Consider the following 23,528-nt stretch of genomic DNA (forward strand, 5'->3'; position numbering starts at 1 on the left):
TTCAAATAATGCCAAGGGCGGTCTTGGCGTTGGTGATCTGCATGGCATGCAGCGACTTATCGCCGTTCGCCAGCCGGTCCATGATCCGGCGCGCCCACGTCTTGTGGTCGAAATGCGTTGCCCGCGCCGACTTGGTGACGCCGCTGGCCTCCAGCTCGGCCAGCATGCGGGCCGCATCCTCGCGGGAGAGACTGCCCTTTCCCGGCGCTGGCAGCGCCGGCGCCGGCGCCGGGATCTCGGCCCATTGGCCGCGCGCCAGCTGCGCGCTCAGCGTGGCCGCCCAGCGATCCTTTACCTGACCGTACGACTGCATCATCAAATCGCGTGCCAGTAGCGTCGCCGACCAGTAGACCGCCGGATGGGACCAGACGCCCCACTCGCCTTTGCGGCGGGCCTCGATGCCGACGATGGCCTCGTGGTACGCCGGCACCGGGTCTGCGAAGGGCTTGCATGCCTGGATGAACTCGGCGCAGCTCGGCGGCTTCTGGTAGCGCAGACGGCAGGCCTTCAGGCCGACTGCGACGTCCTTGGGGGTGATGCCCTCTTCCTCGAAGGCCTCGACCCATGATTCGGCCCAGTTCCGCAGCGCGACTTCGCTGGCGAAATTGGATGCCCACCAGTGCGGATATGCACCGTCCAGGCGGTTGTACAGGTGTTCGATCATCGACACCTTGAGGGTCGGATGCACCTCGAACCAGCGCGAGTCAGGCGCCGTGCTTGACTCGCCCAGGAAGCAGCTTGGGCTGCCAGCTGCAGCAAGTGCGCTCATGTCGGGCTCCCTGGTTGCGGCCGGCCACGATTGACGAATTCGGTCGGGTCAAATTTCGCCGGGCGCCCTGCTGCCGCACCGTGCGGCGCGCGCTCGTTACGCACCCAGTTGCGCCAGGTGGCCGGCCAATCCGCCTTGCGGCCCTTGACGCCTGGCTGGGCAATCCAGTAATCGCGGAAACGCTGCTCGGTCTGCGCCGGAATCAGTTCCGGGCGCTCGGTTTTGCAAAACTCGATATCCTCGGCCGATGCAGCCCAGTCAGCAGGCAACCGCGTCGCGGTGGCATTCGCCTCTGCTCTTGACCTTGCTTTTGTAGTTATCTTCTCTTCTGTATCTGTATCTTTATCTGTATCTGGGCGTTTTTGTGCGTTCGGTTGCGTTTGGTTTTGTTCACCTTCCGTTTTCAGGCGTTCTTTTTCGGCTTTTTGACGCTCGCGATACTCTTTTCCGCGTTCGGCCGAGCCGTCTTCACGCAACGGCTGACGTTTTTCCCATCCAGCAAGCCGTTCACCATTCAATACACGCCCCTGCATGGCGCTGAGAATTGCTGTCACGTTTTCCTCTTCAAGGTCGAGTGCGGTTGCCACGTCCTCACAAACGAACGACTGCGTTTGCCCGCGTTCGTCTGCGTTCGATGCGCACACCATCAGGTGCACATACACAGCCATCACGTCACCGATGCGCTGCCTCGAAACGCGCGCGATGGTGCGCCACTTCGGATCGTTCGGCATATCGGCCCATAACCGGCACCAGGGATTAGCCATCTCGCTTTCCCATCAGGTAGTTACTCAAATTCATCTCCAACCTTCCATCCAGCCGTGAATGGGGTCGGGGCGTGACCGGCGGGCTGGAATCGCCTGGTCGCAGCTGCGCAGCCGCTGCCCCGTTTGAAACTTGTTCCGGCGCGATGGCCGGGAATTGGGTGGGCAGTCCCTGCGCGTGTTAAATTGCTAATTCCACTCAACAATTTATGCAAGGAACTACCCATGGGAAACGCAGTCGGCAAAGAATTATTCGACCTGGCCAAGGAAACTTCTATCGATATAGTCGGCATCAACATCTACCTTCAGGCCCTCAGCATTGAGCTGCACCGACGCGACCCAGCACTAGCAAAGGGCATCATCACTACCATTCACACGCTTAGCGGCACCGCATCAACCAGTGAAGTAGCAACGGAGGGCCGTAAGCGGGCACTCATTCTTGCGGGTCAGGAATAACACTGCGCAACGAAACCAGTTGGACGCGCAGGTCCTGGATCTTCGAGACCAACTTTAAGTGCTCAACCTTGGCCAAGGCGGCATCAACCTCACTGGTGTCGACTTTCACAACCAGCTTGCAGATGACTTCTGGCGCTGGCGCCGCCTTAGTCGGCGCAGCATTAGTTGGGATTAACTCATCGCGCACGTCCGACGGATAAGGGAAGCGCTTCAGCTTGCCCATGAGGCGGCGGCAAGCTTCTTTCACTTGATCGTCGCTGTATGGTTCGAGCTGGTCGGACCAGCTCTTTACCAGCGCCAGGTAATCCTCGCGGCCATCAATATGGCCAGGCATTGGAAAGACCCTGGCGAAATGCTGCAAAATTTCATCCACCAACGGAGTAGTAATTCCCATGACACATCCCTTAAAAAACATTTCAATGGTTGAACTTCAAATTGCCCTCTCGGATACGCTGCAGAAACTGACCAACAGGGCATGTGTGGTGACCGTCAACGACATCGACTTCCAAGAATCTGACGACCTACCCGAGACAAAAAGCGCGCAGATTTCGCTGCACCTTAGGTTTCCGCCTGATCTGCGGGACCGCGATATCCCCTTCTGACTAAACCTTCTCCCTCGCCCCGCGCCCGGGATGCAGCACCCGCTGCAGCACGTCCTTGGTGCGGGACATTGCCTTGCGCGCGCCTGTCAGGATGCGCACGATGCGCGCCTTCTTCTCGGCCGCCCTCGCCGCCTTCCGCAGCGCGATCTCGTAATTGGCTTGCGTGGGCTCAGCTACAACGGCCGCCAGCGATGCCATCGCGTCAGCGTCGGCGCTGGCTAGGTCGCAGATATCGCCCAGGCCCAGGCCTCCCTCGTCTTGCGTCTCGATGGCGCGCACGCACAGGCCGAAGCGGCGCAGCATGTCGTTCAGGCAGTGCACGCGCGCGTCGTCGGGCATGCCGGCGAGGATGGAGAAAACGAAGTTCGCCGGTAAAAAATTGCTGTCCTTGGTTTCGTCGTCGAGCCAGCGCAGTACGCGGTCCGAGTTGTTCTTCATGCGCTGGAACTCATCCACGTGAGCATCGAAGCGGATACCGGTCACGGCAGGGCCGCCACCTTGCGCATGCGCAGCGATGATCATGTCGATGGCGCTAGCGCTCGACAGCCCGGCTGCTCGGCGCCAGCCGGCCACGTGCTCGCGCAGGATGCCGATCAGGGTTTTGTGCGACTCGTTGCGCATGTCTTTTTCCTCGGGGTGGGTTACTCTGGTTTCGGTTGAATGCTGGACACTTCGAGGACCAACGCCCCACCAGAAACGGTGACGAGATCAGGCCAAATCAAGTTCCAATCGTTAGGTCGCAGTTCTTGCCTGGTTACCTGCTTGTTAGTCAAACCTTCGATTGCGGCGCAATATCGAATTGAAATAGGTCGAATCCCCTTCAGCCATTGGTGAAGCACTGCAGGGGAAATTTTGAGAAGCCGGGCGAAGTCAGCCTTTCGGATCTTCGAGTTTGCCAAGTAGGTTGAGAGGTTCATGTCGCAATAATAGCATTGCTATTGCACAAGTCAATAGCAATGCTCGTTGCTCTATTAAATAGCATTGCTATACTTTGAACATGAAAAAAGAAATAAAGACACTTGATCCTTGGCAGCTTGAAGACGCAGCGCGTCTGAAGGAGCTGTTCGCCGCGCGCGAGCCAAAAGTGTCGCAAGCAGAATTTGGCGCCCAGCACGGACTTGGGTCTCAAGGAATGGTTTGGCAGTATCTGTCAGGCCACCGCCCACTAAACATCAAGGCGGCCACCGCCTTTGCTCGCGGTCTTTCCGTGGCTGTAAAGGCCTTCAGCCCTACTCTCGCTTCTCAGATTGACTATGTTTCGCAGTCTGCAGCATCTGCTCCTCAACATGACGTAAGAGAGCTGGCTGGGGAGTATCAGGAGGTGATTCTTGCAGACCCAAATAACCCGGCGTTCTACCAGATCCCGAAAGTCCAGCTGAGGCTTTCCGCTGGAGTAACTGGATTTCAAACGGTCCCTGAAATTTACGACGGCAGTAAATTAAGCGTAAGCAAGAACTGGGTAGACAGAAATGGCTTCTCTCCAAGCAAGCTAATAGCGCTGTCAGTGAAAGGTGAGAGTATGGAGCCGAACTTATATGCTGGCGACTTGGTTATTGTGAACACCGGTGACACAAAGATTGTTGATGGCTCAGTGTACGCGGTGAATTATGAAGGAGAGGCAGTAGTGAAGCGCTTCATGCGTGACTCGGGTGAATGGTGGCTGTCATCAGACAACCCGGACCAGCAGAAGTATCGACGAAAACGCTGCCGTGACGGCGAGTGCCTGGTAATCGGCAAGGTCGTTAAAAGGGAAACGGAACGGATATGAAGTTCGCAGGAATTGTGATTTTGACCGCAGGCTTGGTTTTTGCGATTTTTTCTCTATTTATGGATACCACTGTTGCTGTAGCAGCAAGGGATTACGGATACGGTGTGTCTTCGCGGGACATGCGTATATCCAATATTGACCTCATTTTAAAGCGACAGAGTTACCTCATTTTTTCGGGGATTTTATCGGTCGTCGGCGCTATCCTGGTCGGGTTCTCTTCGATTTCGAAGGCGGCCCTGCGTGAAGAGTCGGTCCCATCGCCAGTAGTCGACGCGTCGAATAGCATCCCGTCCGGTGCGACTAGTGTATCCGTGTCCATATGCTCAAAGTGCCGCTATATGGGTGCCGGCGATGCACCTTCATGCAACAGGTGCGGAGAAATCTTTCCCGTCTAAGCCCCACTCTCACACTCACACAAGCCCGCAACATGCGGGTTTTTTTTCGCCTCATGAAAAATATTAAAATTAAATAGCATTGCTATTGCTATTAATAAATAGCAATGCTACGATTCATCCCATCGACGCACCACCCAAACCGATGGAGAAAAAATGTCACACGCCGCCAGCAGCACACCAGCACCCAGCGCCACCGTCAAAATCCCCTACCTCACCTGCTCCGATTGCAACGCAATCATCCAGGCCAAGGCCAGCGAGCCGCCTGGCGCCACGCCAGCATCAGCCATCGACCTGATCGCCGACCGCCTGGTCGACGCTGAACTGTGGCCCGAAGACAGTGAACTCGTCGCCGAGATCCGCGCCATGTTCATGCACAACTGGGGCATGGATCAGGCCCAGGCCGACGCGCGCATGTCCCGCCTCAACTTCAAGGCCGCCCTCGCCGCGTTGGAAGGCGGTACAGCATGAAATTCAAGATCAACATCTACCTGCTGATCGCTGTGGCCATCATCGGCACCATCACCGGTAGCCTGGCCATGAGCCTGGGCGAAATCGAGCCAGCGGCCAGCGCCGCCATCATCCTCTTGTCCGTGTTGGTGCTGGGCTGGGGCGCCGGCAGCATGTCGTCGCAGGCCGAGATCGACCGTCTGACCAGCATCGAGACCGGCCGCCGCATCCAGGCCAGCTGCTTGATCACCACCCGCAACCGGCTGGAGCGCGAGATCGCGCAGCTGGTGGATGCGAAAGGCGGTGTGCTGTGAAGCGCATCCTGCTGCCCAAGCCCGGCAGCCGCTCCTCCGCGCTGCTGCAGGCGCTGAGCGCCGGGCCAGGCACCTTCTACCAGATCGCCGAGCGCGCCGGCTTCGATATCGAGGAACCTGGCATCGAGCACCGCCTGCGCATGATCTTCGCGCGCGGCATCCAAGGCCACGTGCGCGTGTCCGGCATCCTGTACGAGCTCAAGGACGCGTCACGCGACGCCATGCTGGGCATCAAGCCACCGCCGCAGGGCCAAGTAGCCGCGCCGCACTTCCGCGGCGTGGCGGGCGCCATGCCGGTGCTGGTGGTGCGCCGGTCGGCAACAGCAATGCGGGGTGCAGCATGATGACCATCGGCCGCATCAATCGCGCTGGCAATATCAATTTTGGCGATGCCTCCCTGAGCATCTGGGAAGAAGGCATTCGCGCCGCTGGCAACTACCAGGCGGAGAAAGCCTGGAATCGCCAGTTCAAGCGCGAGGTCTTCGCTCGCATCGTGCAGACCCTGCACCGGATCGGCTGGACCGTCGGGCCTTGGGACAATGCCGATCAGTACAAGGCGATCGCGCTCGATCACCGCACTTGCAGCAAGGGCGACCTCAAGGGCGAGCTCAACGTGTCCGGCCGCTGCATCAAATTCGAGATGTGGCAGGACGTCACGCCGTCCGAGAATAGCAACGGTGGCCGCTATGACTTCAGCAAGGAAGCTCACATGCCCTATCTTCTGCGCATCGAAATGGAGCGCACACGGCGCCGCATCCGCGACTACCTGCTCAACGTGCTGACCGACTACGAGTTCAAGCCATCGAACCCGAATTTGGGCATCAACGGAGCCACGGCAATCGAGGTTGCTGCGCACGCCCGCCGCACAAGCTGCCACTACGTCAAGGCACTCGATCGGGCCAATATCAGCAACAAGGGGCAAGGATTCTCGGCCGATGGTGTGGCACTGGAGAACGGCAGTAAGGTCTTTGCATTCGACCGCGCCGGCCGCGTGATTTGCGGCACCGCCTTCTATAGCCTCAACGGCAACTGGCAAATCGTCACCGGCCGCTACGGCCTTACGTATGCATGGCACACCGAGGTCTACGCCGAATGCCCTGGCGACCCGCGCGTAAAACGCAACAGCGATCAGCGCCGCCGACGACTGGAAGGCGAACTGGCGAAGGCAATCAAAGCGATGAACTTTGAGCGCGCCGCATTGCTGCGTGACATTCTTTTCCCAGGCAATCCGCCACTGTTCGCGATTTGGCACGCCGAGAGTGAGGTGTACCACCGCGCAGGCTGCCGGGGCTATACGAGCGACCTGTCGCAGGCTGGCAAGTTCACGGCCGACGAAGTGCGCGGCTGGGACTGTGCGCCCAACAAGGTGATCCAGATCACCGGTGATGAAAAGGCGGCGGCATGAAGCGCGACCTCTTCACCATGGCGCTCGACCTGGGCAATGAACTGATCATCGACAACTTCGCCGGCGGCGGCGGTACCAGCACCGGCCTGGAGCAGGCTTTCGGCCGCCCGGTCGACATCGCCATCAATCACGATCCCGAGGCGCTGGCCATGCACGCGGCGAACCACCCGCACACCACGCACCTGTGCGAGAGCGTGTGGGACGTCGACCCTATCAAGGTCACGAACAATCGTCCCGTCGGCCTGGTCTGGCTGTCGCCGGACTGCAAACATTTCAGCAAGGCCAAGGGCGGCAAGCCCGTCGAGAAGCGCATCCGTGGCCTGGCTTGGGTGACGCTGCGCTGGGCCGCCAAGTGCAAGCCGCGCGTGATCATGCTGGAGAACGTCGAAGAATTTAAAACGTGGGGCCCACTGCTGGTCGAGGCCGACGGCAGCGCCAAGCCGGATCCGGCGAAGAAGGGCAAGACGTTCGATTCGTTCATCCGTCAGCTGCGCGCGCACGGCTACACCGTCGACTACCGCGAAATGCGCGGCTGCGATCACGACACGCCGACCATCCGCAAGCGCTTCTTCCTGGTGGCGCGCCGGGATGGCATCGCTATTCAATGGCCTGAGCCTACCCACGGCGCGCCAGACAGCATCGGCGTGCGCGCCGGCAAGCTGCTGCCATACCGCACGGCGGCCGAGTGCATCGATTTCAGCCTGCCGTGCCCGTCGATCTTCGAGCGCGACCGGCCGCTGGCGCCGGCCACACTGCGCCGTATCGCCAAGGGGATCATGCGGTATGTGGTGGACGCGGCCGATCCATTCATCGTGAACACGGCAAACAGCAAGACCACCGGCAGGGCTCCGAACATTTGGGAAACGGCCGAACCGCTGCGCACCATCACCAGCGCACCAGGGTTTTCCGTCGTGGCGCCTACCATCGTCCCGGTCACGCACCCGGGCGGCGATCGCACGGAATCGATCGGCGAGCCATTCCGCACCATCACCGGCGCGCACCGCGGCGAGAAGGCGCTGGGCGTGGCCACGCTGGTCCAGGTGGGGTACGGCGAGCGTGAGGGCCAGGCGCCGCGCGCGCTGGACATCGAGAAGCCGCTGGGGACCGTCGTCGGAGAAAGCAAGCACGCGCTGGTATCTGCCGTGCTGGTCGACGCCGCCCACGGCGAAGTATCGCCTGGTGGTGTGAAGCGCTGGGGGACTGGCGCGCATGACGTCGAGGCGCCGCTCGGTACCGTGACGGCCAGCGGAAACAAGGCCGTGGCCACCGCCTTCCTGGCCAAGCATTACACGGGAGTCGTGGGGTCCGACCTGGCCGACCCTATCGGCACGGTCACCGCATGCGACCACCACAGCCTGGTGACGGCGTTCTTGACGGAGCATGCCAATGCGAGCACCCAGCGCGTAATGCCGGCCGATGCGCCGCTGCGCACGATCTGCGCTCAGGTAAAGGGCGGCCATTTTTCGATGGTGTCGGCGCACATCACCAAATTCCGTACCGGCGCCACCGGCAGCGCCCTCGATGAGCCAATGCACACGGTAACGGCTGGCGGCCAGCAGGCCAGGCCAGGTACAGGGAACGCCATGGGCATCGTCACGGCGCATATCCAGCGCGACATGGGCGCCAGCGTGGGCCACGCCGCTGATGTGCCGCTTGGCACGGTCACGGCCGGCGGTGGCGGCAAGTCGGCACTGGTCACCAGCAACATGATCAAGCTGCGCGGCACCAGCACGGCGGCCGGTACCGACGAGCCGCTGGGCACCGTCAGCGCCGGCGGCCAGCACCACGCCGAGGTGCGCGCGTTCCTGCTTAGCTATTACGGTACCGACCAGGCGCCGGAGATTGAAGGGCCGCTTGCCACCGTCACGAGCCGCGACCGCTTCGGCCTGGTGACGATCCACGGCCAGGATTACCAGATCGTGGATATCGGCCTGCGCATGCTGCAGCCGCGCGAGCTGTTCCGGGCCCAGGGCTTCCCCGACGATTACATCATCGGCGACGACCCGGCGCAGGGCCTGAAACTGACGAAGAGCGCCCAGGTGCGCATGTGCGGAAATTCGGTCTGCCCGCCCATGGCCAAGGCGCTGATCCTCGCCAACTTCGCCCATGAGCGCGAGATTGCGAGGGTGGCATGAATCTATCAGGCCTCCGGGCCCAACCATCGATTTATCCAGCGTTTGCCCGCATCTTGGCCGCAGGTGAGAGCCTCTTTACGAGTTGGCGAAGGAAGCGCGCCGGGAATACGAATAGGCGCACCACCGAAGTTCGGCTGCACGCCTACGACGCTCAAAAACATCGGCTTGCCGTCAATTTTGACTTCGTGAACATCGGACAGGATTACAAAAGATCGATGCGGGATGCTATCAATCATTTCGACCTCGAATTATTAAAAGGACATCGTAACATGATCGCCAATCCAGCTCAGATTACTCGCCACCACCTGGCAAACCAAGCCGCGCCCGCTTATTCGCTGATCCGCAAGGTCTGCGCCTGCGGCAAGGCCAGCATCGCCAAGCAACTGGCCCAGCACGGCAAATGCGCCGCTTGCGCACTGACGGCCGTTCGCGCCGCAATCATGCCCGGCGACTTCGCCAAGCTGCAGCACATGCTGGGCGCCGTGCAGGGCAAGCCGAAGAATCGCTGGGGCTATCGCAATTACTATTGCGCGAACTCTTCCGGCGCTGCGCGAGAGGCTATGCAGCGCCTGGTAGATGCAGGTTTGGCCGCGGCCGGCCACGAAAGCGATACGCAGGCCTATTTCCACGCCACTCACCTGGGTTGCAAGGCCGCTGGCCTCGACGCCCCTGGCATCAAGCGCGCGATGGAGGATTGACGATGAACCTATCCACCCTTCAATTCGTCAATGTATGCCTCTGCCCGCTTAATAGCGAATCTCTCCGCATCTGCGGCATTAATGGCCAAAAAATCCACAGTGTCTGCATTGATGCATTCCGGTCCACGAAAGATCTGAAAAATGCTGAACCAAGATCCACGAGGAAATCCTTCAATGGACTGAATCTGTATTTTGTACTCGCCATACCACACCGTAAGTGCCATTTACCGCTCCGTCACAATCGTAACTCTCAGTTTATCATGGTCATTAATCCCGCCCAACTCATTCGCCATCACATGGCGAACCAGGCGGCACCCTCCTATTCGTTGATCCGCAAGCGCTGCGCCTGCGGCAAGGTCAGTACGGCGCGCCAGCTGCGCCAGTATGGTCGCTGCGTTACCTGTGTCCGGAGCGCGCCATGAGCCTGATTCATCTGGTCTCTTTATCTGGCGGCAAAGACAGCACAGCCACCGCCATCCTCGCGCTCGAGCAGCACGGTGTGGCCGCGTGCCGCTTCGTCATGGCCGATACGGGCAACGAGCACGAGAGCACGCTGGAATATGCGTTGGACTACTTGCCGTCCGCCCTCGGCATCAAGGTTGATGTAGTGCGCGCCGATTTTGCTGATGAATTCACCACTAAACGCGCCAATCTGGCACGTATCGCAGCCGGAGAGCCCGAAACTGCGGTCTATGGCAAGCGCGTGTTCAAATATCACTGGACGGCCGAGGCGGCGCAGCGGGCGCTTGAGCTGCTGCATCCTACCGGGAACCCATACCTGGACCTCTGCATGGTGCGCGGCGGCTTCCCATCGCGCAAGCGGCAGTTTTGCACGGAGTACCTCAAGACCAAGCCATTGACGGAGTTCGCCATGGAATTGATCGATCATGAATGCGATGCGATCTGGTCTTGGCAAGGCGTCCGGATCGACGAAAGCCTGTCACGCCGCGAGCGGTTGCAAGGTACTGGTGCATGCGTTAAGCACTTTGAGGTGGTGGGCGGAGGCCTGTTCAATTACCGGCCAATCTTGCGCTGGAACGTCGGTGACGTGTTCGAGGCCCATCGCTTGGCCGGTATCGAGCCAAATCCGCTCTACAAGCAAGGCATGTCGCGCGTCGGTTGCATGCCCTGCATCAATTGCAGCAAAGGGGAGCTGCACGAGGTGTCGCGCCGGTTCCCCGAGCACATCGCTCGAATCGCGGAATGGGAGGCTCTGGTGTCGGAAGTGTGCCGGCCACGCTCGCCCGTGTCGTTTTTCCACATGGGCACCAAAGCGCACGCTGGCCAGGCGTCGACCATCGAAGCAGTGGTTGAGTGGTCAAAGACCAGTCGCGGCGGCAAACAATTTTCACTGCTCACAGCGTTGGCCGAACCAACAGCATGTAGCTCTGCTTACGGATTATGCGAATGACGACGAAAATCACCAGCGACAAATGGCAAGGCGACCGCAGCGAGCCAGTTGATCCATCGACTGTGCGCTTCAAAGCGCAGGAAGCGAACGCGCCCAGCTGCGAGGGCTGCCTGTTCGAGCGCTCCGTGGGCGTGTGCTCGAGCGCCGCAAAGCTTGCGGCGGCCAACGACCAGCCGGACTGCGACGACCGCTCGCCAGGCGGCATGACCTACATCTACGTGCTGGACAAGAGCGATCCCCGCCAGCTCGACCTTATCAAACCCCTGAAACAACTGGAAAGCACATTATGAGCACAATGAACGAAGTACGAAAATTCCTGCGCCTGCCCTCAGTAATTGAAATCGTCGGCATCCAGCGCACGGCCATCTACGACCGCATCAAGAAGGGCACCTTCCCTGCGCCAATCAGCCTGGGCCCACGCGCTGTAGTGTGGGATTCGACAGCAATTGCCGCATGGCAGGAAAAAATTATCGAGGATGCGCGCGCGCCGTCGGCAAAAAACTAATGGGGGTAGAAATGGGGGTAGGGGAAAAAGAAAAAGCCCCGTCATAGGGGCTTTTTCACAATACTGGCGGAGACGGTGGGATTCGAACCCACGATACAGGTATAAGCCGTATGCATCCTTAGCAGGGATGTGCCTTCGGCCACTCGGCCACGTCTCCTAGCTGATTACTCAACTATGTCTCTGTAGCTAACTGCGCTGCAGCGACGAACGTCATAATATCGACTGCCCCCCCTTTGGTCAAGGGCGTGGGGCAATATTTTTAGATATTTAAGCTTTTTCCAGCTCGAACGCTTTATGCAGCGCGCGCACGGCCAGTTCCATGTACTTTTCATCGATCAGCACGGAGATCTTGATTTCGGAAGTGGAGATCATCATGATGTTGATGCCCTCCTCCGACAGGGTACGGAACATTTGCGATGCCACGCCAACATGGCTGCGCATGCCCACGCCGACGACGGACAGTTTCGACACTTTCGCGTCGCCCGTGATGCTGGCCGCGCCCAACGATTCGCGGTTCGCTTCCAGCACGGCCAGCGCGCGCGTGTATTCGCCGCGCGAAACGGTGAAGGTGAAGTCCGTTTTACCGTCGACCGACTGATTCTGTATGATCATGTCGACTTCGATGTTCGCGTCCGCCACCGGCCCCAGGATGTGGTAAGCCACGCCTGGGCGGTCGGGCACGCCGAGCACGGTGATTTTTGCTTCATCGCGGTTGAAGGCGATGCCGGAGATGACTGCTTGTTCCATGTTTGTATCTTCCTCAAACGAAATCAGGGTGCCTGAATTGGCTTCTATTTCCAGCGGCAACATCGGGTCGGTCAGCGACGACAGCACGCGCGTGGGAACGCGGTAGTTGCCGGCAAATTCCACCGAACGCGTTTGCAGCACTTTGGAACCTAGCGAAGCCAGTTCCAGCATTTCTTCAAAGGTGATGGTCTTCAGGCGGCGCGCCTCGGAAACCACGCGCGGGTCGGTCGTGTAGACGCCGTCGACGTCAGTGAAAATCAGGCATTCGGCCGCCTTCATGGCGGCGGCGATGGCCACGGCCGAGGTGTCGGAACCGCCGCGGCCCAGGGTCGCGATATTGTCGTTCTCGTCGACGCCCTGGAAACCGGTAATGATGACAATCTTGCCCGCATCGAGGTCGCGTTTGACTTTTTCGTCATCGATCGACTGGATGCGTGCCTTGGTAAAGGCGGAATCGGTCTTGATCGCGACTTGCCAGCCAGCATAGGATACGGCTTGTTTGCCGATCGCCAGCAGTGCCATCGACAATAGGCCGACGGACACTTGTTCGCCTGTCGAGGCGATCATGTCAAGTTCACGGGGATCGGGTTGATCCATGATTTCCTTGGCCAGTCCAATCAGGCGGTTGGTTTCGCCCGACATGGCCGATGGCACCACCACGATTTGATGCCCGGCGTCGTGCCACTTGGCAACGCGCCTGGCGACATTCTTGATACGGTCAGTCGAGCCCATCGACGTACCGCCATATTTGTGGACGATTAAAGCCATAAGAGTGAAGTTTCCGCTCAAGAAGAATAAAAAAGAGGGCTTTACTCTACATGCCGCAATGCAAAATAACAAGCTAAAAAGCGCATTAGCTCATACCGATTGCGCATATGGAAATAACCAATCCATGCAGTCGGGAGCGCATGGACAGCCACTTGCCGGCCATCCCGAGAGTGGCCGTGGCGGCTGCCTTTACGCTCAGCAGGAGACCCAACGCAAGGCCACGCGGGGACGATCCAGCAGGCTCAGGCAATGGCAATCGAGGCCAATCCCTGCCGCGAACAGCAATTGTTGCGCCGCACAGACAAGGGGCAGACGTTCGCGCTCCCAGGCCGGCACGTCAAATGCCTGGTAATGGTATTTCAAGCTCTTGGTGGGACGGTTCAGGGCCAGCTTCAGGCGCTCGCCGCCCTGGCGGAAATCGATGGTCAAGGTTTGAGCTTGCAACCAGGCAATATCGATGCCCTGACCACCCGCTTCCACCGCATCGAAATGCAGCACGCCGCCATACGCGGGAAACGCCAGGCTGGCCTCGCCCTGCCAGGAAAATTGCTGGCTGGCTTTTTCCAGACCGGGAATGTTCGCGTCACTCTTGTCGCGCATGCCGGCCAGATCATCGAGCTTCGGCGTCAGGTACAGCCGATCGCGGTGGCGCCGCACATGGCATTCGGGGTGCGTCACCAGCAATTGCGCATCGGGCCGCGCTTCCAGCAATTGCGCCAGCATTTCCGCCAGCCATGCCGTCGACGGCATGCGCAAGCCGCGCGTGCCGAACCAGTGACGCAGCAGGTTGTAGCAGCGGTCCGCGCTCAGCTCGCGCAATTTCGCCAGCTCAATGCAATCACCGTCCAGACAGTTTGCCAAATCCTGTGTCGCCAGTTCCGTCAGCAGGCGCTGCGCCGACTGCGCATGCTGGGCGCTACGCGCGAAACGCTCCTGGAAACCGGGAAAGGCCTGCGCCAGCACGGGCATTACCTGATGCCGCAGAGCATTGCGGGCAAAGCGGGGATCGTCGTTCGACTCGTCGTGGATATGCACAATCGCATGTTTCGCCACATACGCTTCGAGCTGCCTGCGCGCCACGGAAAGTAAGGGGCGCGCCATCACCAGGTCCGGATTGCCCAGCAGCTCGGGCGCGCTATTGGCGCCATCCATGCCGGACAAGCCCGCCGTGCCTGAGCCGCGCAGCAATTGCAGCAGCACCGTTTCAGCCTGGTCATCCTGGTGGTGCGCCGTCAGCAGCAGGCGCACGCCATGCGTGGCGCACAGCTCGCCCAGGGCCGCGTAGCGGCGCTTGCGGGCCGCCTCTTCCGTGCCCGTCTTCGCATTCTTTTCCACCGTCACGCGGCGCGCCGCAAAGGGCACGCCCAGCCCCGCGCACGCCTGCTCGCAGTGGGCCAGCCAGGCATCCGCATTCTGGCTCAGACCGTGGTGCATGTGAAACGCATGCAGGGTCACTCCCTGCTCCTGCGCCCAGGCATGCGCCAAATGCAGCAGGGCTGCGGAATCGAGGCCGCCGCTCAGGGCAATGCCCACCATGCTGCCGGCTGTCGGCGCACAGGCGTCCAGCGCGCGGGCAAAGATATCGGGCACGGTGGCAGTTTGTTGCTTTTTCATATGACTCCTGGAATGCAAAGAGGGACAGGTGGCCAAACGAATCATGTCGTTTGGCAGCCTGTCCCCGGTGTTCTTGCTGCCGACTCGCGCCGGCAATGGCTTATTCGCTCGGCGTGGTTTCCTTGAACTTGCCGTAGCTCAACAGTTTTTCATGGCGCGCTTGCAGCAAGTCCTTGGTTTTCATGCCATGGAACTGGCGCAAGGTGTCGGCCAGGGCGCGCTTGAGCATGGTCGCCATCTGTTTCGGATCGCGGTGGGCGCCGCCCAGCGGTTCGTTGATGATCTTGTCGATCAAACCCATGGCTTTCAGGCGGTGGGCAGTCAGACCCAGCGCTTCAGCCGCGTCGGAAGCGCGCTCGGCGCTCTTCCACAGGATCGAGGCGCAACCTTCCGGCGAAATCACGGCATAAGTCGAGTATTGCAGCATCAGCACGGCGTCGCCCACGGCAATGGCCAGCGCGCCGCCTGAGCCACCTTCACCGATGATGGTGGCGATCAAAGGCACTTTCAGTTCGGCCATCACGTACAGGTTGTGGCCGATGGCTTCCGACTGGCCCCGTTCTTCCGCGTCGATGCCGGGGAAGGCGCCTGGCGTGTCGACGAAGGTGAAGATGGGCAAGTTGAACTTTTCAGCCACTTTCATCAGGCGCATGGCCTTGCGGTAGCCTTCCGGCTTCGGCATGCCGAAATTGCGCAGGGCGCGCTCTTTCGTGTCGCGACCCTTCTGGTGGCCGATGACCATGCACGGCTGGCCGTTGAAGCGGGCCAGGCCGCCCACGACGGACAGATCGTCCGCGTAACTGCGGTCGCCATGCAATTCGTGGAAATCGGTAAAGATTTCATTCACGTAATCCATGGTGTAGGGACGCTGCGGGTGGCGCGCGATCTGCGCCACTTGCCAAGGCGTCAGCTTGGCGTAGATATCTTTGGTCAGCTGCTGGCTCTTCTTGGCCAGGCGGTCGATCTCTTCCGAGATGTCGACGGCCGAATCGTCTTGCACGAAGCGCAACTCTTCGATCTTGGAATCGAGTTCCGCGATCGGCTGTTCAAAATTGAGGAAAGTCGTTTTAGTCATTGTACCTCCAGGTTTTACCGGCCACGGCGCCAGGGCGCGCGGCGTCATCTATGTTTATTTTACCGTACCGGCTGCTGCGCCGGGGGCTGCATCGGGTGCAGTAGCGGCAGTTGCGGGGTCGAGACTGCGCCACAAATACCAAGTGGCAACGGTGCGCCACGGTTCCCAATTGGCGGAAACTTCGCGTGCATCGCTGCGGGAAACAGGTTCGCCGGAGAAATAATTGACGCTGATACCCTGAATCAAACCAGGGTCATCGAGCGGCAAGACATTCGGTCGCAGCAGATTAAATATCAAAAACATCTCCGCTGTCCAGCGCCCTATGCCGCGAATTTGCACCAGTTCGGCGATGACGGCTTCGTCATCCATCTGGTCCCATTGGCTGGCGTGCACGCGCTTGGCCTTGAAATGGTCGGCCAGGTCGAGGATGTATTCGGTCTTGCGTTTGGACAAGCCGCAAGCGGACAGCTGCTCGGCGCCCGCCTTCAGCACTTGCGTCGGCGTGCATTTCGGGCAAGCCAGCAGTAGCTTTTTCCAGGCAGCATCCGCCGCCTTGGGCGTAATCTGCTGGCCCACCAGCGAACGGGCCAGGGTGGTAAACGGGTCGCTGTGGCCGACCAGGTGCAGGTCGCCAAATTGCGGGATGAGCTTTTTCATGATGCGGTCGCGCTTCATCAGCTCGATCTTCGCCTCTTCCCAATAGTGCGGCACCTGGATCGCTTGCGCCAAGTCCGTCACCATGGGCGCTTCCCCGTTTTCCCTGGACGTAGCCATCATGCGCGGCGCCAGTTGGTCGAGCCGTCAGGCTTATCTTCGAGAATGATGCCTGCCGCCAACAGTTCAGCGCGGATCTTGTCGGACTGGGCAAAGTCGCGCGCCTTTTTCGCCGCGCTGCGCGCCGCGATGGCCGCTTCGATGCCGGCCGCTTCATCCTCGCCACCGGCGGCAGCGCCGACGGTCGCTTGCAGGAATTGCTGCGGCGTACGCTCCAGCAAGCCGAACACGCCCGCCAGGCCTTTCAGCTGGCGCGCCAGGGCCGGGGATTTGTGCTTATTGACTTCCGTCGCCAGGTCGAACAGGGCGGCCACGGCCAGCGGCGTGTTGAAATCGTCATCCATCGCCTCGGCCACGCGGGCGGCATGCGCTTCGCTCCAGTCGATGGCGCCCTCTTCCACCACCACGTCGGCCAGCGCCGTGTACAAACGCGTCAGCGACAAACGGGCGTCGTCCAGGTGCACGTCCGAGTAATTGAGGGGGCTGCGGTAGTGCGCGCGCAGGATGAAGAAGCGAATCACTTCGGCATCGAACTTTTGCAGCACTTCGCGGATGGTGAAGAAATTCCCGAGCGACTTGGACATTTTTTCATTGTCCAGGCGTACGAAACCGTTATGTATCCAGTAATTCACGCTGGTATGGCCGAACGCGCCTTCGGATTGGGCGATTTCGTTTTCGTGGTGCGGAAATTGCAAGTCCGCGCCGCCACCGTGGATGTCGAACTGTTCACCGAGCAGAGCGCACGACATGGCCGAGCACTCGATATGCCAACCCGGGCGGCCCTTGCCCCACTTCGAATCCCATTTGACTTCTTCCGGCTCCGACTCTTTCGATGACTTCCACAGCACGAAGTCGAGCGGATCGCGTTTGCCCGTGTTCACGTCGACGCGCTCACCCGCGCGCAGGTCGTCGAGTGACTTGCCCGACAGCTTGCCGTAGTGGGGGAAGTTGCGCACGGCGTAATTGACGTCGCCATCCGCACCCTGGTAAGCCAGGTCCTTCGCTTCCAGCTGCTCGATCAGGCGCAGCATCTGCGGCACGTAGTCGGTGGCGCGCGGCGTGTGGTCGGGCGTCAAGATGCCCAGCGCGGCCGTGTCTTCATCCATGTACTGGGTGAAACGCGTCGTCAGCTGTGAAATCGTCTCGCCGTTTTCCACGGCGCGGCGGATGATCTTGTCGTCGATGTCCGTAATGTTGCGCACATAGGTGACGTCGAAACCGGAGGCTTTCAGCCAGCGGTAGATGACGTCGAAGGCCATCATCATGCGCGCATGACCGATATGGCAATAATCGTAGATGGTCATGCCGCAGACGTACATGCGTACCTTGCCAGCTTCCATCGGGACGAATACCTGCTTCTCTCGAGCCAGGGTATTGTAAATCTTTAGATTGCTCATCGTACTTTGCAAGTGGAGCGGTCGCCAGCCTGGCAAAACGACAGACAGGCGCGGACACCGGGGGTGCCGCGCCACTGAACTGCCGTGTGCGCCAAGACTGGTCGAGCCGCTATAGTGTTGTTCTTGTTTGTTAGAATTAGGGCCTTAGCGGTCAAGTATAACATTGATAAAAACCAGACTGGCCCGATATGGATCAGGTTTTTACGATGTTCAACCGAAACTCATTTCTTTAGTACGACAGCAAGTTTAGAGAAAAATAACGATCAAGGACACCTTCATGCAAGAACTCACATCGAAACGCCTGTCTTTCCTGGCCCGCTTTTGCACCCTGTTTGCCGGCCTCACGCTGGGCGGCGCCGTCGTGGCAGCCGCACCTGCAACCCCTTCGGCTACCCTCGCCCCCACGCCGCACGTGGCCCTGAAAACCAGCATGGGCGAGATCGTGCTGGAACTGGATCAGGAAAAAGCCCCGAAAAGCGTGGCCAATTTCTTGCAGTATGTCAACAGCGGTTACTACAAGGGTACCGTGTTTCACCGCGTGATCGATGGCTTCATGATACAGGGCGGCGGCTTCGACAAGAACATGAAGCAGAAAGCAACAAAAGCGCCGATCAAGAATGAGGCGCAAAACGGCTTGCAAAACGTCAGCTACAGCATCGCCATGGCACGCACGGGCGACCCGCATTCGGCCACGTCGCAATTCTTCATCAACGTGGGCAATAACGGCGCGCTCGACTACCCTGGCCGCGACGGCTTCGGCTACACCGTGTTCGGCAAAGTTGTCAGCGGCATGGACGTGGTCGACAAGATCAAGGCCGTGGCCGTTGCCGACAAGGGACCGCACCAGAACGTGCCGGTCACCCCCGTGGTGATCGAATCGGCGACTTTACTCAAATCCGCGCCCGCAAAACTGTAAAATAGCGTTTTTGCGGCCCTGAACCACGCGGGCCGTCGAATCATTCTTCATCTAATTTATTAAGGATCATCATGACCTCCGTCATCATCACCACCAATCTGGGCAAGATCACCGCTGAACTGGACGCCGAGAAAGCGCCGAAAACGGTTGCCAATTTCCTGGCCTATATGCAAGCCGGTCACTACGACAACACGATTTTCCACCGCGTCATCGACGGCTTCATGATCCAGGGCGGCGGTTTCGAGCCAGGCATGAAACAAAAACCTGCCGACACCACCGTGGAAAACGAAGCCAAGAACGGCCTGAAAAACGATACCTACACGCTGGCCATGGCCCGCACGTCGGACCCGCACTCGGCATCGGCCCAGTTCTTCATCAACATCAAGAACAACAGCTTCCTCGACTATCCAGGCCAGGACGGCTGGGGCTACGCCGTGTTCGGTAAAGTCACGGACGGCAAAGAAGTCGTCGACGCCATCCGCGCCGTAAAAACCTCGCGCACCGGCATGTTTGCCGATGTGCCAGTGACCGATGTTGTCATCGAGAAAGTCGAAGCCGCTTAATACGGCTCTGGCATCATGAATAACAGGCATTGCAGCGTTTGCGCCTCTCCATGCACTTCACTTTTTGGGAGCGTTGAACGATGACAATGCCTGCCGCACTCTTTATTTCCGACCTGCATCTGCAGAGCTCGCACCCGCGCACCAGCGCGGCGTTTCTTTCTTTCCTGGAACACCATGCGCAATATGCGCACGCGCTGTATCTATTAGGCGACCTGTTCGAATACTGGGCCGGTGACGATGACCTGGAAGACCCGTTCAATGCGCGCATGACGGCTGCCATTCGCGCCATCAGCGATGCTGGCGTGCACGTCTACTGGATCGCCGGCAACCGCGATTTCCTCGTTGGCTCCGGCTTTGCCGCCGCCGCCGGCGCCACGCTGCTCAGCGAACCGCATGTGGCGAACATTGCCGGCCGGCGCATCGTCTTGCTGCATGGCGACGCCGAATGCACGAAAGACGTGCAATACATGGAATTTCGCGCCATGGTGCGCCAACCCGCGTGGCAAAAACAGTTCTTGTCCATGCCGCTGGAGCAGCGCAAGGCCATCATCGACGGTTTGCGTCAGAGCAGCCGCGAGCACAATGGCGAAAAATCCATGGACATCATGGATGTCACACCCGATGCCGTCGCGCAAGTGTTTGCCGAACATGCCAGCACTGTGATGATTCACGGCCATACGCACCGCCCTGCCGTGCATAAAGTCGACAATACCTTGCGCTATGTCTTGCCCGACTGGGAATGCGACGTGACGGCGCCGGAACAGCCACGCGGCGGCTGGATCGCCATCGATGCGCGCGGCAATATCACGCGCCATGACTTGAACGGCAACGTCATCGACTAGGCGAAAGCTGACTCCGCCACGGGGTTTAGTCCGATAGCGTCATAGGTCAGCCTGCGCTGTAATGGCGCCATGCACACTCTCTACATCGGCACGGCCGGCTGGAACCTTTCCAGCGCCGCCGCCAGCCACTTTCCCCTCGATGGCAGCCATTTGCAGCGCTATGCGCGCGTATTGTCTTGCGTGGAAATCAACAGCTCCTTCTACCGTCCGCACCAGAGCGCCACCTACGCGCGCTGGGCCGCCAGCGTGCCCGAGCATTTCCGCTTCAGCGTGAAATTGCCGCGCAGCATCACGCACGAACGGCGTTTGCGCGATGGCACGGCGGAACTGGAACGCTTTGCGGGAGAAGTCATGCAACTGGGAAGTAAGCTGGGCTGCGTGCTGGTGCAGTTGCCGCCCAGCCTGCGTTTCGAGGCGGACGTGGCCGCCGCTTTTTTCAGTGCGCTGCGCCAGCGCTTCGACGGCATGCTCGCTTGCGAGGCACGCCACGCCAGCTGGTTCGAGGCAGGCGCGACCGAACTTTTGACGATGCAACGCATCACCCGCGTACGGGCCGATCCGCCCGCCGGCCAGCCGGGTCCGCACGTGCCGACGACAAGCGCGGCGTATTTCCGCCTGCACGGCAGCCCGAGAATCTATTACTCTGACTACCCGGCCGACTATCTGGCAAACCTGGCCACCTCCTTACAAGAACAGACACAGACAGGCAGCTGGTGCATCTTCGACAACACGGCGGCCGGGGCCGCCCTGTTCAATGCGCTGGACTTGCAGGCGCGGCTGATGGACTTGCCAGCCGCACAACTGTGCAGCTAGGGCAGGGGCGTCTGGATCACGGCCTGAGCAGTAAAGCCATATAGCACGCCCAGCACGCCCCTGCCAATGGCGAAGGTGCTCAGTACAGGAGTGCCCCAACCCAGTTGCGGCGTCGAAATCACACCGGTAGTGTCGATTCTGCGTATCGCGTCCTGGCCCCCCGTGTACAGATTGTCGTTGGCGTCTATCATCAACGGGAAATAGTCGGATGACGGAAGATGCCCGATTCCGGGCGGCCCATCCTTGCCTCCACTCTGCAGAGCTGTGCCGGCAAAGTGACTGACATCACCGTTCTGCGCAAGCTTGAAGATCACATGGTGCTGAACGTCTTCAAAGTAAAGCCCCCCTTGGCTGTCGACGGCCAGGGTGGCGGCCGAAATATAGTCACGCGTACCTATCTTTCCATTCAATGCCTTCAAGGCATTATCGTATGGCATAAACAAGGAAAACTCGCCGCCCGGCGGACGCCGATAGATACCGTTGCCTACATTGTGCACCCAATAAATATTATCTTTCTGGTCGACCGCCAGCGCGAAGCGAGTGCCATGTGAAGTTGGCAAGGCCACAATACTGGACACTTCCCCCTGCTTGTTGATCTTACGTAAAGTGAGCCAAGGCTGTCCATGGTACTGGTCGGCGAAATACAGGTCGCCTTTCGTGTCAAATGCCATGGCCACCGGTCCCTCCAGGGTTGCGGTTCCACGCGCGCCATTGACGCTGCCGTCCTGGCCGGCAATACCCGCGAAGATACTGACCGCACCGTCGGGCGCCACGCGGCGTATGACCTTGTTAACGTCGTCGGCCAGGTAGACATTCCCCGCCACATCCGCCACAACGGCTCTTGCATAGCCCAGTGTCAAACGCGCCGCAGCACCCACACCATCGACGAGACCGATTTGCCCAGACAAGGCTGGCAGGGTCGACAGTATCCCATCCTGATCCAGCCTACGCAGCATATGCCGGCCCTGGTCCTAGACGACCAGGGCACCGGACGGTTCCAGCAGCATTGCACTGAGCTGTTTGAAGCCTGCTGCCTGGCCATTCGCATCATGCAGGCCAGCACCGAATAAGGTCGTCACCTTGCCGTCAGCCTGCACTTTGCGGACAGTGGCACCATCGACCGGCAACAACGCGCCATCACGGTTGAAGTGCATGCTGCCAATGCGGGAGAAGCTGGCAGCGCCGCCGATACCGTCAACCGATCCCGCCTGCGAGCGGTTCCCCGCCACCTTGACCGCAACACCATTCTCGATGCGGAATATATAAGCTCCTGTAACATCACTAAAATACACGTTACCGGCAGGATCGATCGCCAATCGGCCCACGCGCCGAAAGTCGCTGGGCACTTCCGGCATGAGAGCATACGCGCACGGCAACGTACTGACCACGCCACTTGCGGTGACACGGCGTATGGCGTTCTTGTGGATATCCACCAGAAGCACATCACCATTCGCGTCCGTGATCAGGCTGCCAAGCAAGCCAAAACGAGCTTGCGCCCCCTGCCCATCCACATACGCTGAAGCGGGCTCAAGATCATCGGCTTCGCAACTGCTGCGCCGCTGGCCGGCAACCGTGCTGACCACGTCCTCCGGCGTGATCTTACGCAGCACGGCGTGGCAATAATCGCTCACAAAGAGATTCGCCTGGCGGTCGATGGCCAAACGACTCCCTCCAGTAAAGGAAAACGTCGCGTTCGACACCGGGCCGTCATCTGCGCCGCGCTTGCCCATCACCCCCGCATACACGCTCAAGGTGCCGTCAATTCCCAATTTATGGATGACCTGATTGCCCGCATCGGCGATATAGTAATTACCAGCGGCATCGCTGACCATACCTGCCACCTGCTGGATTTTCTCCTGCACCCCCGCCAGCAAAACAGGCAGGCAACGCACGACCAAGGTGCTGACATCCGCACTGCCCATGGTCGCCGCGCCTTGCGCGATGCTGCAGCCCAGGCCCGCGGAAGCGCTGTCGACCTTGCCTTCATAACTGGCTCCCGCCGCCAGCTTGCCGGCAAAACTGAAGGGACCGTTGGCCGTGACGGTCACTTTATCTGTACCGTTCGTCAACACGACGCTGGCACCAGGCAGCAAGCCGCTGACCGTGCCGCCCAGCAGGTAACGCGGCGTTTCGACGGCAGGCGTGGTGGACGGCGTGGCCGTGTCGCCGCCTGAGCCGCCGCCACAGGCACTCAATACGGCCAACAGCGCGACGCCACAGCCGGCGCGTCTGAATAGGTTTTGCAACTCATCATATCGATTGATCATTGCTGCTTTCTTGGTGACTGGCGACAATATGTGCCACAAGCTATCAAGTAATTTTTTCAAACACACAACATTATAGTTTCCATATG

At 59.8% G+C, this 23,528-nt stretch carries 29 protein-coding genes and 1 tRNA gene; 17 read left to right on the forward strand and 13 right to left on the reverse strand.

Going from position 1 to position 23,528, the window contains the following annotated elements; genetic code table 11:
• Position 1: 1 nt before the first annotated feature.
• Both ACP7DE_RS11355 and ACP7DE_RS11360 read right to left on the reverse strand, forming a co-directional pair.
• A complete protein-coding gene (locus ACP7DE_RS11355; RefSeq protein ID WP_426072210.1) occupies positions 2–769 on the reverse strand; it encodes a replication protein P in 768 nt (255 codons plus the stop codon).
• Complete coding sequence (locus tag ACP7DE_RS11360; protein WP_426072211.1) at positions 766–1,533, reverse strand: hypothetical protein; 768 nt, start codon at positions 1,531–1,533, stop codon at positions 766–768. The genes ACP7DE_RS11355 and ACP7DE_RS11360 overlap by 4 nt, the downstream gene beginning before the upstream one ends.
• Before the next feature lie 222 nt (positions 1,534–1,755).
• Between ACP7DE_RS11360 and ACP7DE_RS11365 the strand changes: the two genes are divergently transcribed.
• Entirely contained in the window at positions 1,756–1,986 is a 231-nt protein-coding gene (locus tag ACP7DE_RS11365) for a hypothetical protein (RefSeq protein WP_426072212.1), read from the forward strand.
• Here ACP7DE_RS11365 and ACP7DE_RS11370 read toward each other — a convergent pair.
• The gene (locus tag ACP7DE_RS11370) at positions 1,964–2,380 is read right to left on the reverse strand and encodes a hypothetical protein (protein ID WP_426072213.1); all 417 of its coding nucleotides are present in this window, start codon (positions 2,378–2,380) and stop codon (positions 1,964–1,966) included. The genes ACP7DE_RS11365 and ACP7DE_RS11370 overlap by 23 nt on opposite strands.
• On the opposite strand from ACP7DE_RS11370, the gene ACP7DE_RS11375 reads away from it, so the two are divergent.
• Positions 2,379–2,588, forward strand: a complete 210-nt coding sequence (locus ACP7DE_RS11375; protein ID WP_426072214.1) for a hypothetical protein — start codon at positions 2,379–2,381, stop codon at positions 2,586–2,588. The two genes, ACP7DE_RS11370 and ACP7DE_RS11375, sit on opposite strands and share 2 nt — an antisense overlap.
• On the opposite strand, the gene ACP7DE_RS11380 is transcribed toward ACP7DE_RS11375, so the two are convergent.
• Both ACP7DE_RS11380 and ACP7DE_RS11385 read right to left on the reverse strand, forming a co-directional pair.
• Positions 2,589–3,209, reverse strand: a complete 621-nt coding sequence (locus ACP7DE_RS11380) for a hypothetical protein (RefSeq protein WP_426072215.1) — start codon at positions 3,207–3,209, stop codon at positions 2,589–2,591.
• Between the two features lie 20 nt (positions 3,210–3,229).
• Positions 3,230–3,505 carry a transcriptional regulator gene (locus tag ACP7DE_RS11385; protein WP_176375184.1) on the reverse strand — a complete coding sequence of 92 codons (276 nt, stop codon included), beginning with the start codon at positions 3,503–3,505 and terminating at the stop codon, positions 3,230–3,232.
• 80 nt (positions 3,506–3,585) lie between these two features.
• Here ACP7DE_RS11385 and ACP7DE_RS11390 point away from each other — a divergent pair, with 80 nt between their 5' ends.
• From ACP7DE_RS11390 to ACP7DE_RS11440, 11 genes are all read left to right on the forward strand, one after another.
• Positions 3,586–4,356, forward strand: a complete 771-nt coding sequence (locus ACP7DE_RS11390; RefSeq protein ID WP_426072216.1) for a S24 family peptidase — start codon at positions 3,586–3,588, stop codon at positions 4,354–4,356.
• Between the two features lie 548 nt (positions 4,357–4,904).
• A complete protein-coding gene (locus tag ACP7DE_RS11395) occupies positions 4,905–5,219 on the forward strand; it encodes a hypothetical protein (RefSeq protein ID WP_426072217.1) in 315 nt (104 codons plus the stop codon).
• Positions 5,216–5,512: a hypothetical protein gene (locus ACP7DE_RS11400; RefSeq protein ID WP_426072218.1), complete on the forward strand. Its 297-nt coding sequence runs from the start codon at positions 5,216–5,218 to the stop codon at positions 5,510–5,512. The genes ACP7DE_RS11395 and ACP7DE_RS11400 overlap by 4 nt, the downstream gene beginning before the upstream one ends.
• Positions 5,509–5,856 carry a hypothetical protein gene (locus tag ACP7DE_RS11405; RefSeq protein WP_426072219.1) on the forward strand — a complete coding sequence of 116 codons (348 nt, stop codon included), beginning with the start codon at positions 5,509–5,511 and terminating at the stop codon, positions 5,854–5,856. Before ACP7DE_RS11400 ends, ACP7DE_RS11405 begins: the two co-directional genes overlap by 4 nt.
• The gene (locus tag ACP7DE_RS11410) at positions 5,853–6,917 is read left to right on the forward strand and encodes a UvrB/UvrC motif-containing protein (RefSeq protein ID WP_426072220.1); all 1,065 of its coding nucleotides are present in this window, start codon (positions 5,853–5,855) and stop codon (positions 6,915–6,917) included. The genes ACP7DE_RS11405 and ACP7DE_RS11410 overlap by 4 nt, the downstream gene beginning before the upstream one ends.
• Positions 6,914–9,052 carry a DNA cytosine methyltransferase gene (locus ACP7DE_RS11415; RefSeq protein ID WP_426072221.1) on the forward strand — a complete coding sequence of 713 codons (2,139 nt, stop codon included), beginning with the start codon at positions 6,914–6,916 and terminating at the stop codon, positions 9,050–9,052. The genes ACP7DE_RS11410 and ACP7DE_RS11415 overlap by 4 nt, the downstream gene beginning before the upstream one ends.
• Entirely contained in the window at positions 9,049–9,750 is a 702-nt protein-coding gene (locus tag ACP7DE_RS11420; protein WP_426072222.1) for a hypothetical protein, read from the forward strand. The genes ACP7DE_RS11415 and ACP7DE_RS11420 overlap by 4 nt, the downstream gene beginning before the upstream one ends.
• Positions 9,751–9,752: 2 nt before the next feature.
• Positions 9,753–10,172 carry a hypothetical protein gene (locus ACP7DE_RS11425; protein WP_426072223.1) on the forward strand — a complete coding sequence of 140 codons (420 nt, stop codon included), beginning with the start codon at positions 9,753–9,755 and terminating at the stop codon, positions 10,170–10,172.
• A complete protein-coding gene (locus ACP7DE_RS11430; RefSeq protein WP_426072224.1) occupies positions 10,169–11,161 on the forward strand; it encodes a phosphoadenosine phosphosulfate reductase family protein in 993 nt (330 codons plus the stop codon). Before ACP7DE_RS11425 ends, ACP7DE_RS11430 begins: the two co-directional genes overlap by 4 nt.
• The gene (locus ACP7DE_RS11435) at positions 11,158–11,451 is read left to right on the forward strand and encodes a hypothetical protein (protein ID WP_426072225.1); all 294 of its coding nucleotides are present in this window, start codon (positions 11,158–11,160) and stop codon (positions 11,449–11,451) included. Before ACP7DE_RS11430 ends, ACP7DE_RS11435 begins: the two co-directional genes overlap by 4 nt.
• Complete coding sequence (locus tag ACP7DE_RS11440; protein ID WP_176375178.1) at positions 11,448–11,666, forward strand: helix-turn-helix transcriptional regulator; 219 nt, start codon at positions 11,448–11,450, stop codon at positions 11,664–11,666. The genes ACP7DE_RS11435 and ACP7DE_RS11440 overlap by 4 nt, the downstream gene beginning before the upstream one ends.
• 64 nt (positions 11,667–11,730) lie before the next feature.
• Here the strand turns inward: ACP7DE_RS11440 and ACP7DE_RS11445 are convergent.
• From ACP7DE_RS11445 to cysS, 6 genes are all read right to left on the reverse strand, one after another.
• Positions 11,731–11,823, reverse strand: a tRNA-Ser gene (locus ACP7DE_RS11445).
• A gap of 110 nt (positions 11,824–11,933) precedes the next feature.
• Positions 11,934–13,181, reverse strand: coding sequence for an aspartate kinase (locus tag ACP7DE_RS11450; RefSeq protein WP_426072226.1), 1,248 nt, complete (start codon positions 13,179–13,181; stop codon positions 11,934–11,936).
• A gap of 195 nt (positions 13,182–13,376) precedes the next feature.
• The gene (gene tilS, locus ACP7DE_RS11455; RefSeq protein WP_426072227.1) at positions 13,377–14,795 is read right to left on the reverse strand and encodes a tRNA lysidine(34) synthetase TilS; all 1,419 of its coding nucleotides are present in this window, start codon (positions 14,793–14,795) and stop codon (positions 13,377–13,379) included.
• Between the two features lie 100 nt (positions 14,796–14,895).
• Positions 14,896–15,870 carry an acetyl-CoA carboxylase carboxyltransferase subunit alpha gene (locus tag ACP7DE_RS11460; protein ID WP_426072228.1) on the reverse strand — a complete coding sequence of 325 codons (975 nt, stop codon included), beginning with the start codon at positions 15,868–15,870 and terminating at the stop codon, positions 14,896–14,898.
• Positions 15,871–15,924: 54 nt separating this feature from the next.
• Positions 15,925–16,611: a DNA-3-methyladenine glycosylase family protein gene (locus ACP7DE_RS11465; RefSeq protein ID WP_426072544.1), complete on the reverse strand. Its 687-nt coding sequence runs from the start codon at positions 16,609–16,611 to the stop codon at positions 15,925–15,927.
• 32 nt (positions 16,612–16,643) lie between these two features.
• Entirely contained in the window at positions 16,644–18,041 is a 1,398-nt protein-coding gene (gene cysS / locus ACP7DE_RS11470; RefSeq protein WP_426072229.1) for a cysteine--tRNA ligase, read from the reverse strand.
• Between the two features lie 277 nt (positions 18,042–18,318).
• Between cysS and ACP7DE_RS11475 the strand changes: the two genes are divergently transcribed.
• From ACP7DE_RS11475 to ACP7DE_RS11490, 4 genes are all read left to right on the forward strand, one after another.
• On the forward strand, positions 18,319–18,957 hold the full coding sequence (locus ACP7DE_RS11475; protein ID WP_426072230.1) for a peptidylprolyl isomerase: 639 nt from the start codon (positions 18,319–18,321) through the stop codon (positions 18,955–18,957).
• Between the two features lie 71 nt (positions 18,958–19,028).
• Complete coding sequence (locus ACP7DE_RS11480; protein ID WP_426072231.1) at positions 19,029–19,520, forward strand: peptidylprolyl isomerase; 492 nt, start codon at positions 19,029–19,031, stop codon at positions 19,518–19,520.
• Between the two features lie 86 nt (positions 19,521–19,606).
• The gene (locus tag ACP7DE_RS11485) at positions 19,607–20,362 is read left to right on the forward strand and encodes a UDP-2,3-diacylglucosamine diphosphatase (protein ID WP_426072232.1); all 756 of its coding nucleotides are present in this window, start codon (positions 19,607–19,609) and stop codon (positions 20,360–20,362) included.
• A 69-nt stretch (positions 20,363–20,431) separates the two neighbouring features.
• Positions 20,432–21,175, forward strand: a complete 744-nt coding sequence (locus tag ACP7DE_RS11490) for a DUF72 domain-containing protein (protein ID WP_426072233.1) — start codon at positions 20,432–20,434, stop codon at positions 21,173–21,175.
• On the opposite strand, the gene ACP7DE_RS11495 is transcribed toward ACP7DE_RS11490, so the two are convergent.
• Both ACP7DE_RS11495 and ACP7DE_RS11500 read right to left on the reverse strand, forming a co-directional pair.
• Positions 21,172–22,131 carry a hypothetical protein gene (locus tag ACP7DE_RS11495; protein WP_426072234.1) on the reverse strand — a complete coding sequence of 320 codons (960 nt, stop codon included), beginning with the start codon at positions 22,129–22,131 and terminating at the stop codon, positions 21,172–21,174. The genes ACP7DE_RS11490 and ACP7DE_RS11495 overlap by 4 nt on opposite strands.
• A gap of 15 nt (positions 22,132–22,146) precedes the next feature.
• Positions 22,147–23,502, reverse strand: coding sequence for a hypothetical protein (locus tag ACP7DE_RS11500; protein WP_426072235.1), 1,356 nt, complete (start codon positions 23,500–23,502; stop codon positions 22,147–22,149).
• Positions 23,503–23,528 lie beyond the last annotated feature (26 nt).

It is taken from the genome of Janthinobacterium sp. DSP2-3-3 (genome assembly GCF_049897325.1).
Lineage (GTDB): Bacteria > Pseudomonadota > Gammaproteobacteria > Burkholderiales > Burkholderiaceae_D > Janthinobacterium.

Excerpts from the sequence above, each read along its gene's own strand:
- ACP7DE_RS11460 (WP_426072228.1), bottom strand. The coding sequence starts at position 15,870 with ATGACTAAAACGACTTTCCTCAATTTTGAACAGCCGATCGCGGAACTC.
- ACP7DE_RS11485 (WP_426072232.1), top strand. The coding sequence starts at position 19,607 with ATGCCTGCCGCACTCTTTATTTCCGACCTGCATCTGCAGAGCTCGCAC.
- ACP7DE_RS11495 (WP_426072234.1), bottom strand. The coding sequence starts at position 22,131 with ATGCTGCGTAGGCTGGATCAGGATGGGATACTGTCGACCCTGCCAGCC.
- ACP7DE_RS11375 (WP_426072214.1), top strand. The coding sequence starts at position 2,379 with ATGACACATCCCTTAAAAAACATTTCAATGGTTGAACTTCAAATTGCC.
- ACP7DE_RS11395 (WP_426072217.1), top strand. The coding sequence starts at position 4,905 with ATGTCACACGCCGCCAGCAGCACACCAGCACCCAGCGCCACCGTCAAA.
- ACP7DE_RS11370 (WP_426072213.1), bottom strand. The coding sequence starts at position 2,380 with ATGGGAATTACTACTCCGTTGGTGGATGAAATTTTGCAGCATTTCGCC.
- ACP7DE_RS11480 (WP_426072231.1), top strand. The coding sequence starts at position 19,029 with ATGACCTCCGTCATCATCACCACCAATCTGGGCAAGATCACCGCTGAA.
- cysS (WP_426072229.1), bottom strand. The coding sequence starts at position 18,041 with ATGAGCAATCTAAAGATTTACAATACCCTGGCTCGAGAGAAGCAGGTA.
- ACP7DE_RS11440 (WP_176375178.1), top strand. The coding sequence starts at position 11,448 with ATGAGCACAATGAACGAAGTACGAAAATTCCTGCGCCTGCCCTCAGTA.
- ACP7DE_RS11420 (WP_426072222.1), top strand. The coding sequence starts at position 9,049 with ATGAATCTATCAGGCCTCCGGGCCCAACCATCGATTTATCCAGCGTTT.
- tilS (WP_426072227.1), bottom strand. The coding sequence starts at position 14,795 with ATGAAAAAGCAACAAACTGCCACCGTGCCCGATATCTTTGCCCGCGCG.
- ACP7DE_RS11450 (WP_426072226.1), bottom strand. The coding sequence starts at position 13,181 with ATGGCTTTAATCGTCCACAAATATGGCGGTACGTCGATGGGCTCGACT.
- ACP7DE_RS11390 (WP_426072216.1), top strand. The coding sequence starts at position 3,586 with ATGAAAAAAGAAATAAAGACACTTGATCCTTGGCAGCTTGAAGACGCA.
- ACP7DE_RS11435 (WP_426072225.1), top strand. The coding sequence starts at position 11,158 with ATGACGACGAAAATCACCAGCGACAAATGGCAAGGCGACCGCAGCGAG.
- ACP7DE_RS11385 (WP_176375184.1), bottom strand. The coding sequence starts at position 3,505 with ATGAACCTCTCAACCTACTTGGCAAACTCGAAGATCCGAAAGGCTGAC.
- ACP7DE_RS11410 (WP_426072220.1), top strand. The coding sequence starts at position 5,853 with ATGATGACCATCGGCCGCATCAATCGCGCTGGCAATATCAATTTTGGC.
- ACP7DE_RS11465 (WP_426072544.1), bottom strand. The coding sequence starts at position 16,611 with ATGGTGACGGACTTGGCGCAAGCGATCCAGGTGCCGCACTATTGGGAA.
- ACP7DE_RS11360 (WP_426072211.1), bottom strand. The coding sequence starts at position 1,533 with ATGGCTAATCCCTGGTGCCGGTTATGGGCCGATATGCCGAACGATCCG.
- ACP7DE_RS11430 (WP_426072224.1), top strand. The coding sequence starts at position 10,169 with ATGAGCCTGATTCATCTGGTCTCTTTATCTGGCGGCAAAGACAGCACA.
- ACP7DE_RS11380 (WP_426072215.1), bottom strand. The coding sequence starts at position 3,209 with ATGCGCAACGAGTCGCACAAAACCCTGATCGGCATCCTGCGCGAGCAC.
- ACP7DE_RS11400 (WP_426072218.1), top strand. The coding sequence starts at position 5,216 with ATGAAATTCAAGATCAACATCTACCTGCTGATCGCTGTGGCCATCATC.
- ACP7DE_RS11490 (WP_426072233.1), top strand. The coding sequence starts at position 20,432 with ATGCACACTCTCTACATCGGCACGGCCGGCTGGAACCTTTCCAGCGCC.
- ACP7DE_RS11415 (WP_426072221.1), top strand. The coding sequence starts at position 6,914 with ATGAAGCGCGACCTCTTCACCATGGCGCTCGACCTGGGCAATGAACTG.
- ACP7DE_RS11365 (WP_426072212.1), top strand. The coding sequence starts at position 1,756 with ATGGGAAACGCAGTCGGCAAAGAATTATTCGACCTGGCCAAGGAAACT.
- ACP7DE_RS11355 (WP_426072210.1), bottom strand. The coding sequence starts at position 769 with ATGAGCGCACTTGCTGCAGCTGGCAGCCCAAGCTGCTTCCTGGGCGAG.
- ACP7DE_RS11475 (WP_426072230.1), top strand. The coding sequence starts at position 18,319 with ATGCAAGAACTCACATCGAAACGCCTGTCTTTCCTGGCCCGCTTTTGC.
- ACP7DE_RS11425 (WP_426072223.1), top strand. The coding sequence starts at position 9,753 with ATGAACCTATCCACCCTTCAATTCGTCAATGTATGCCTCTGCCCGCTT.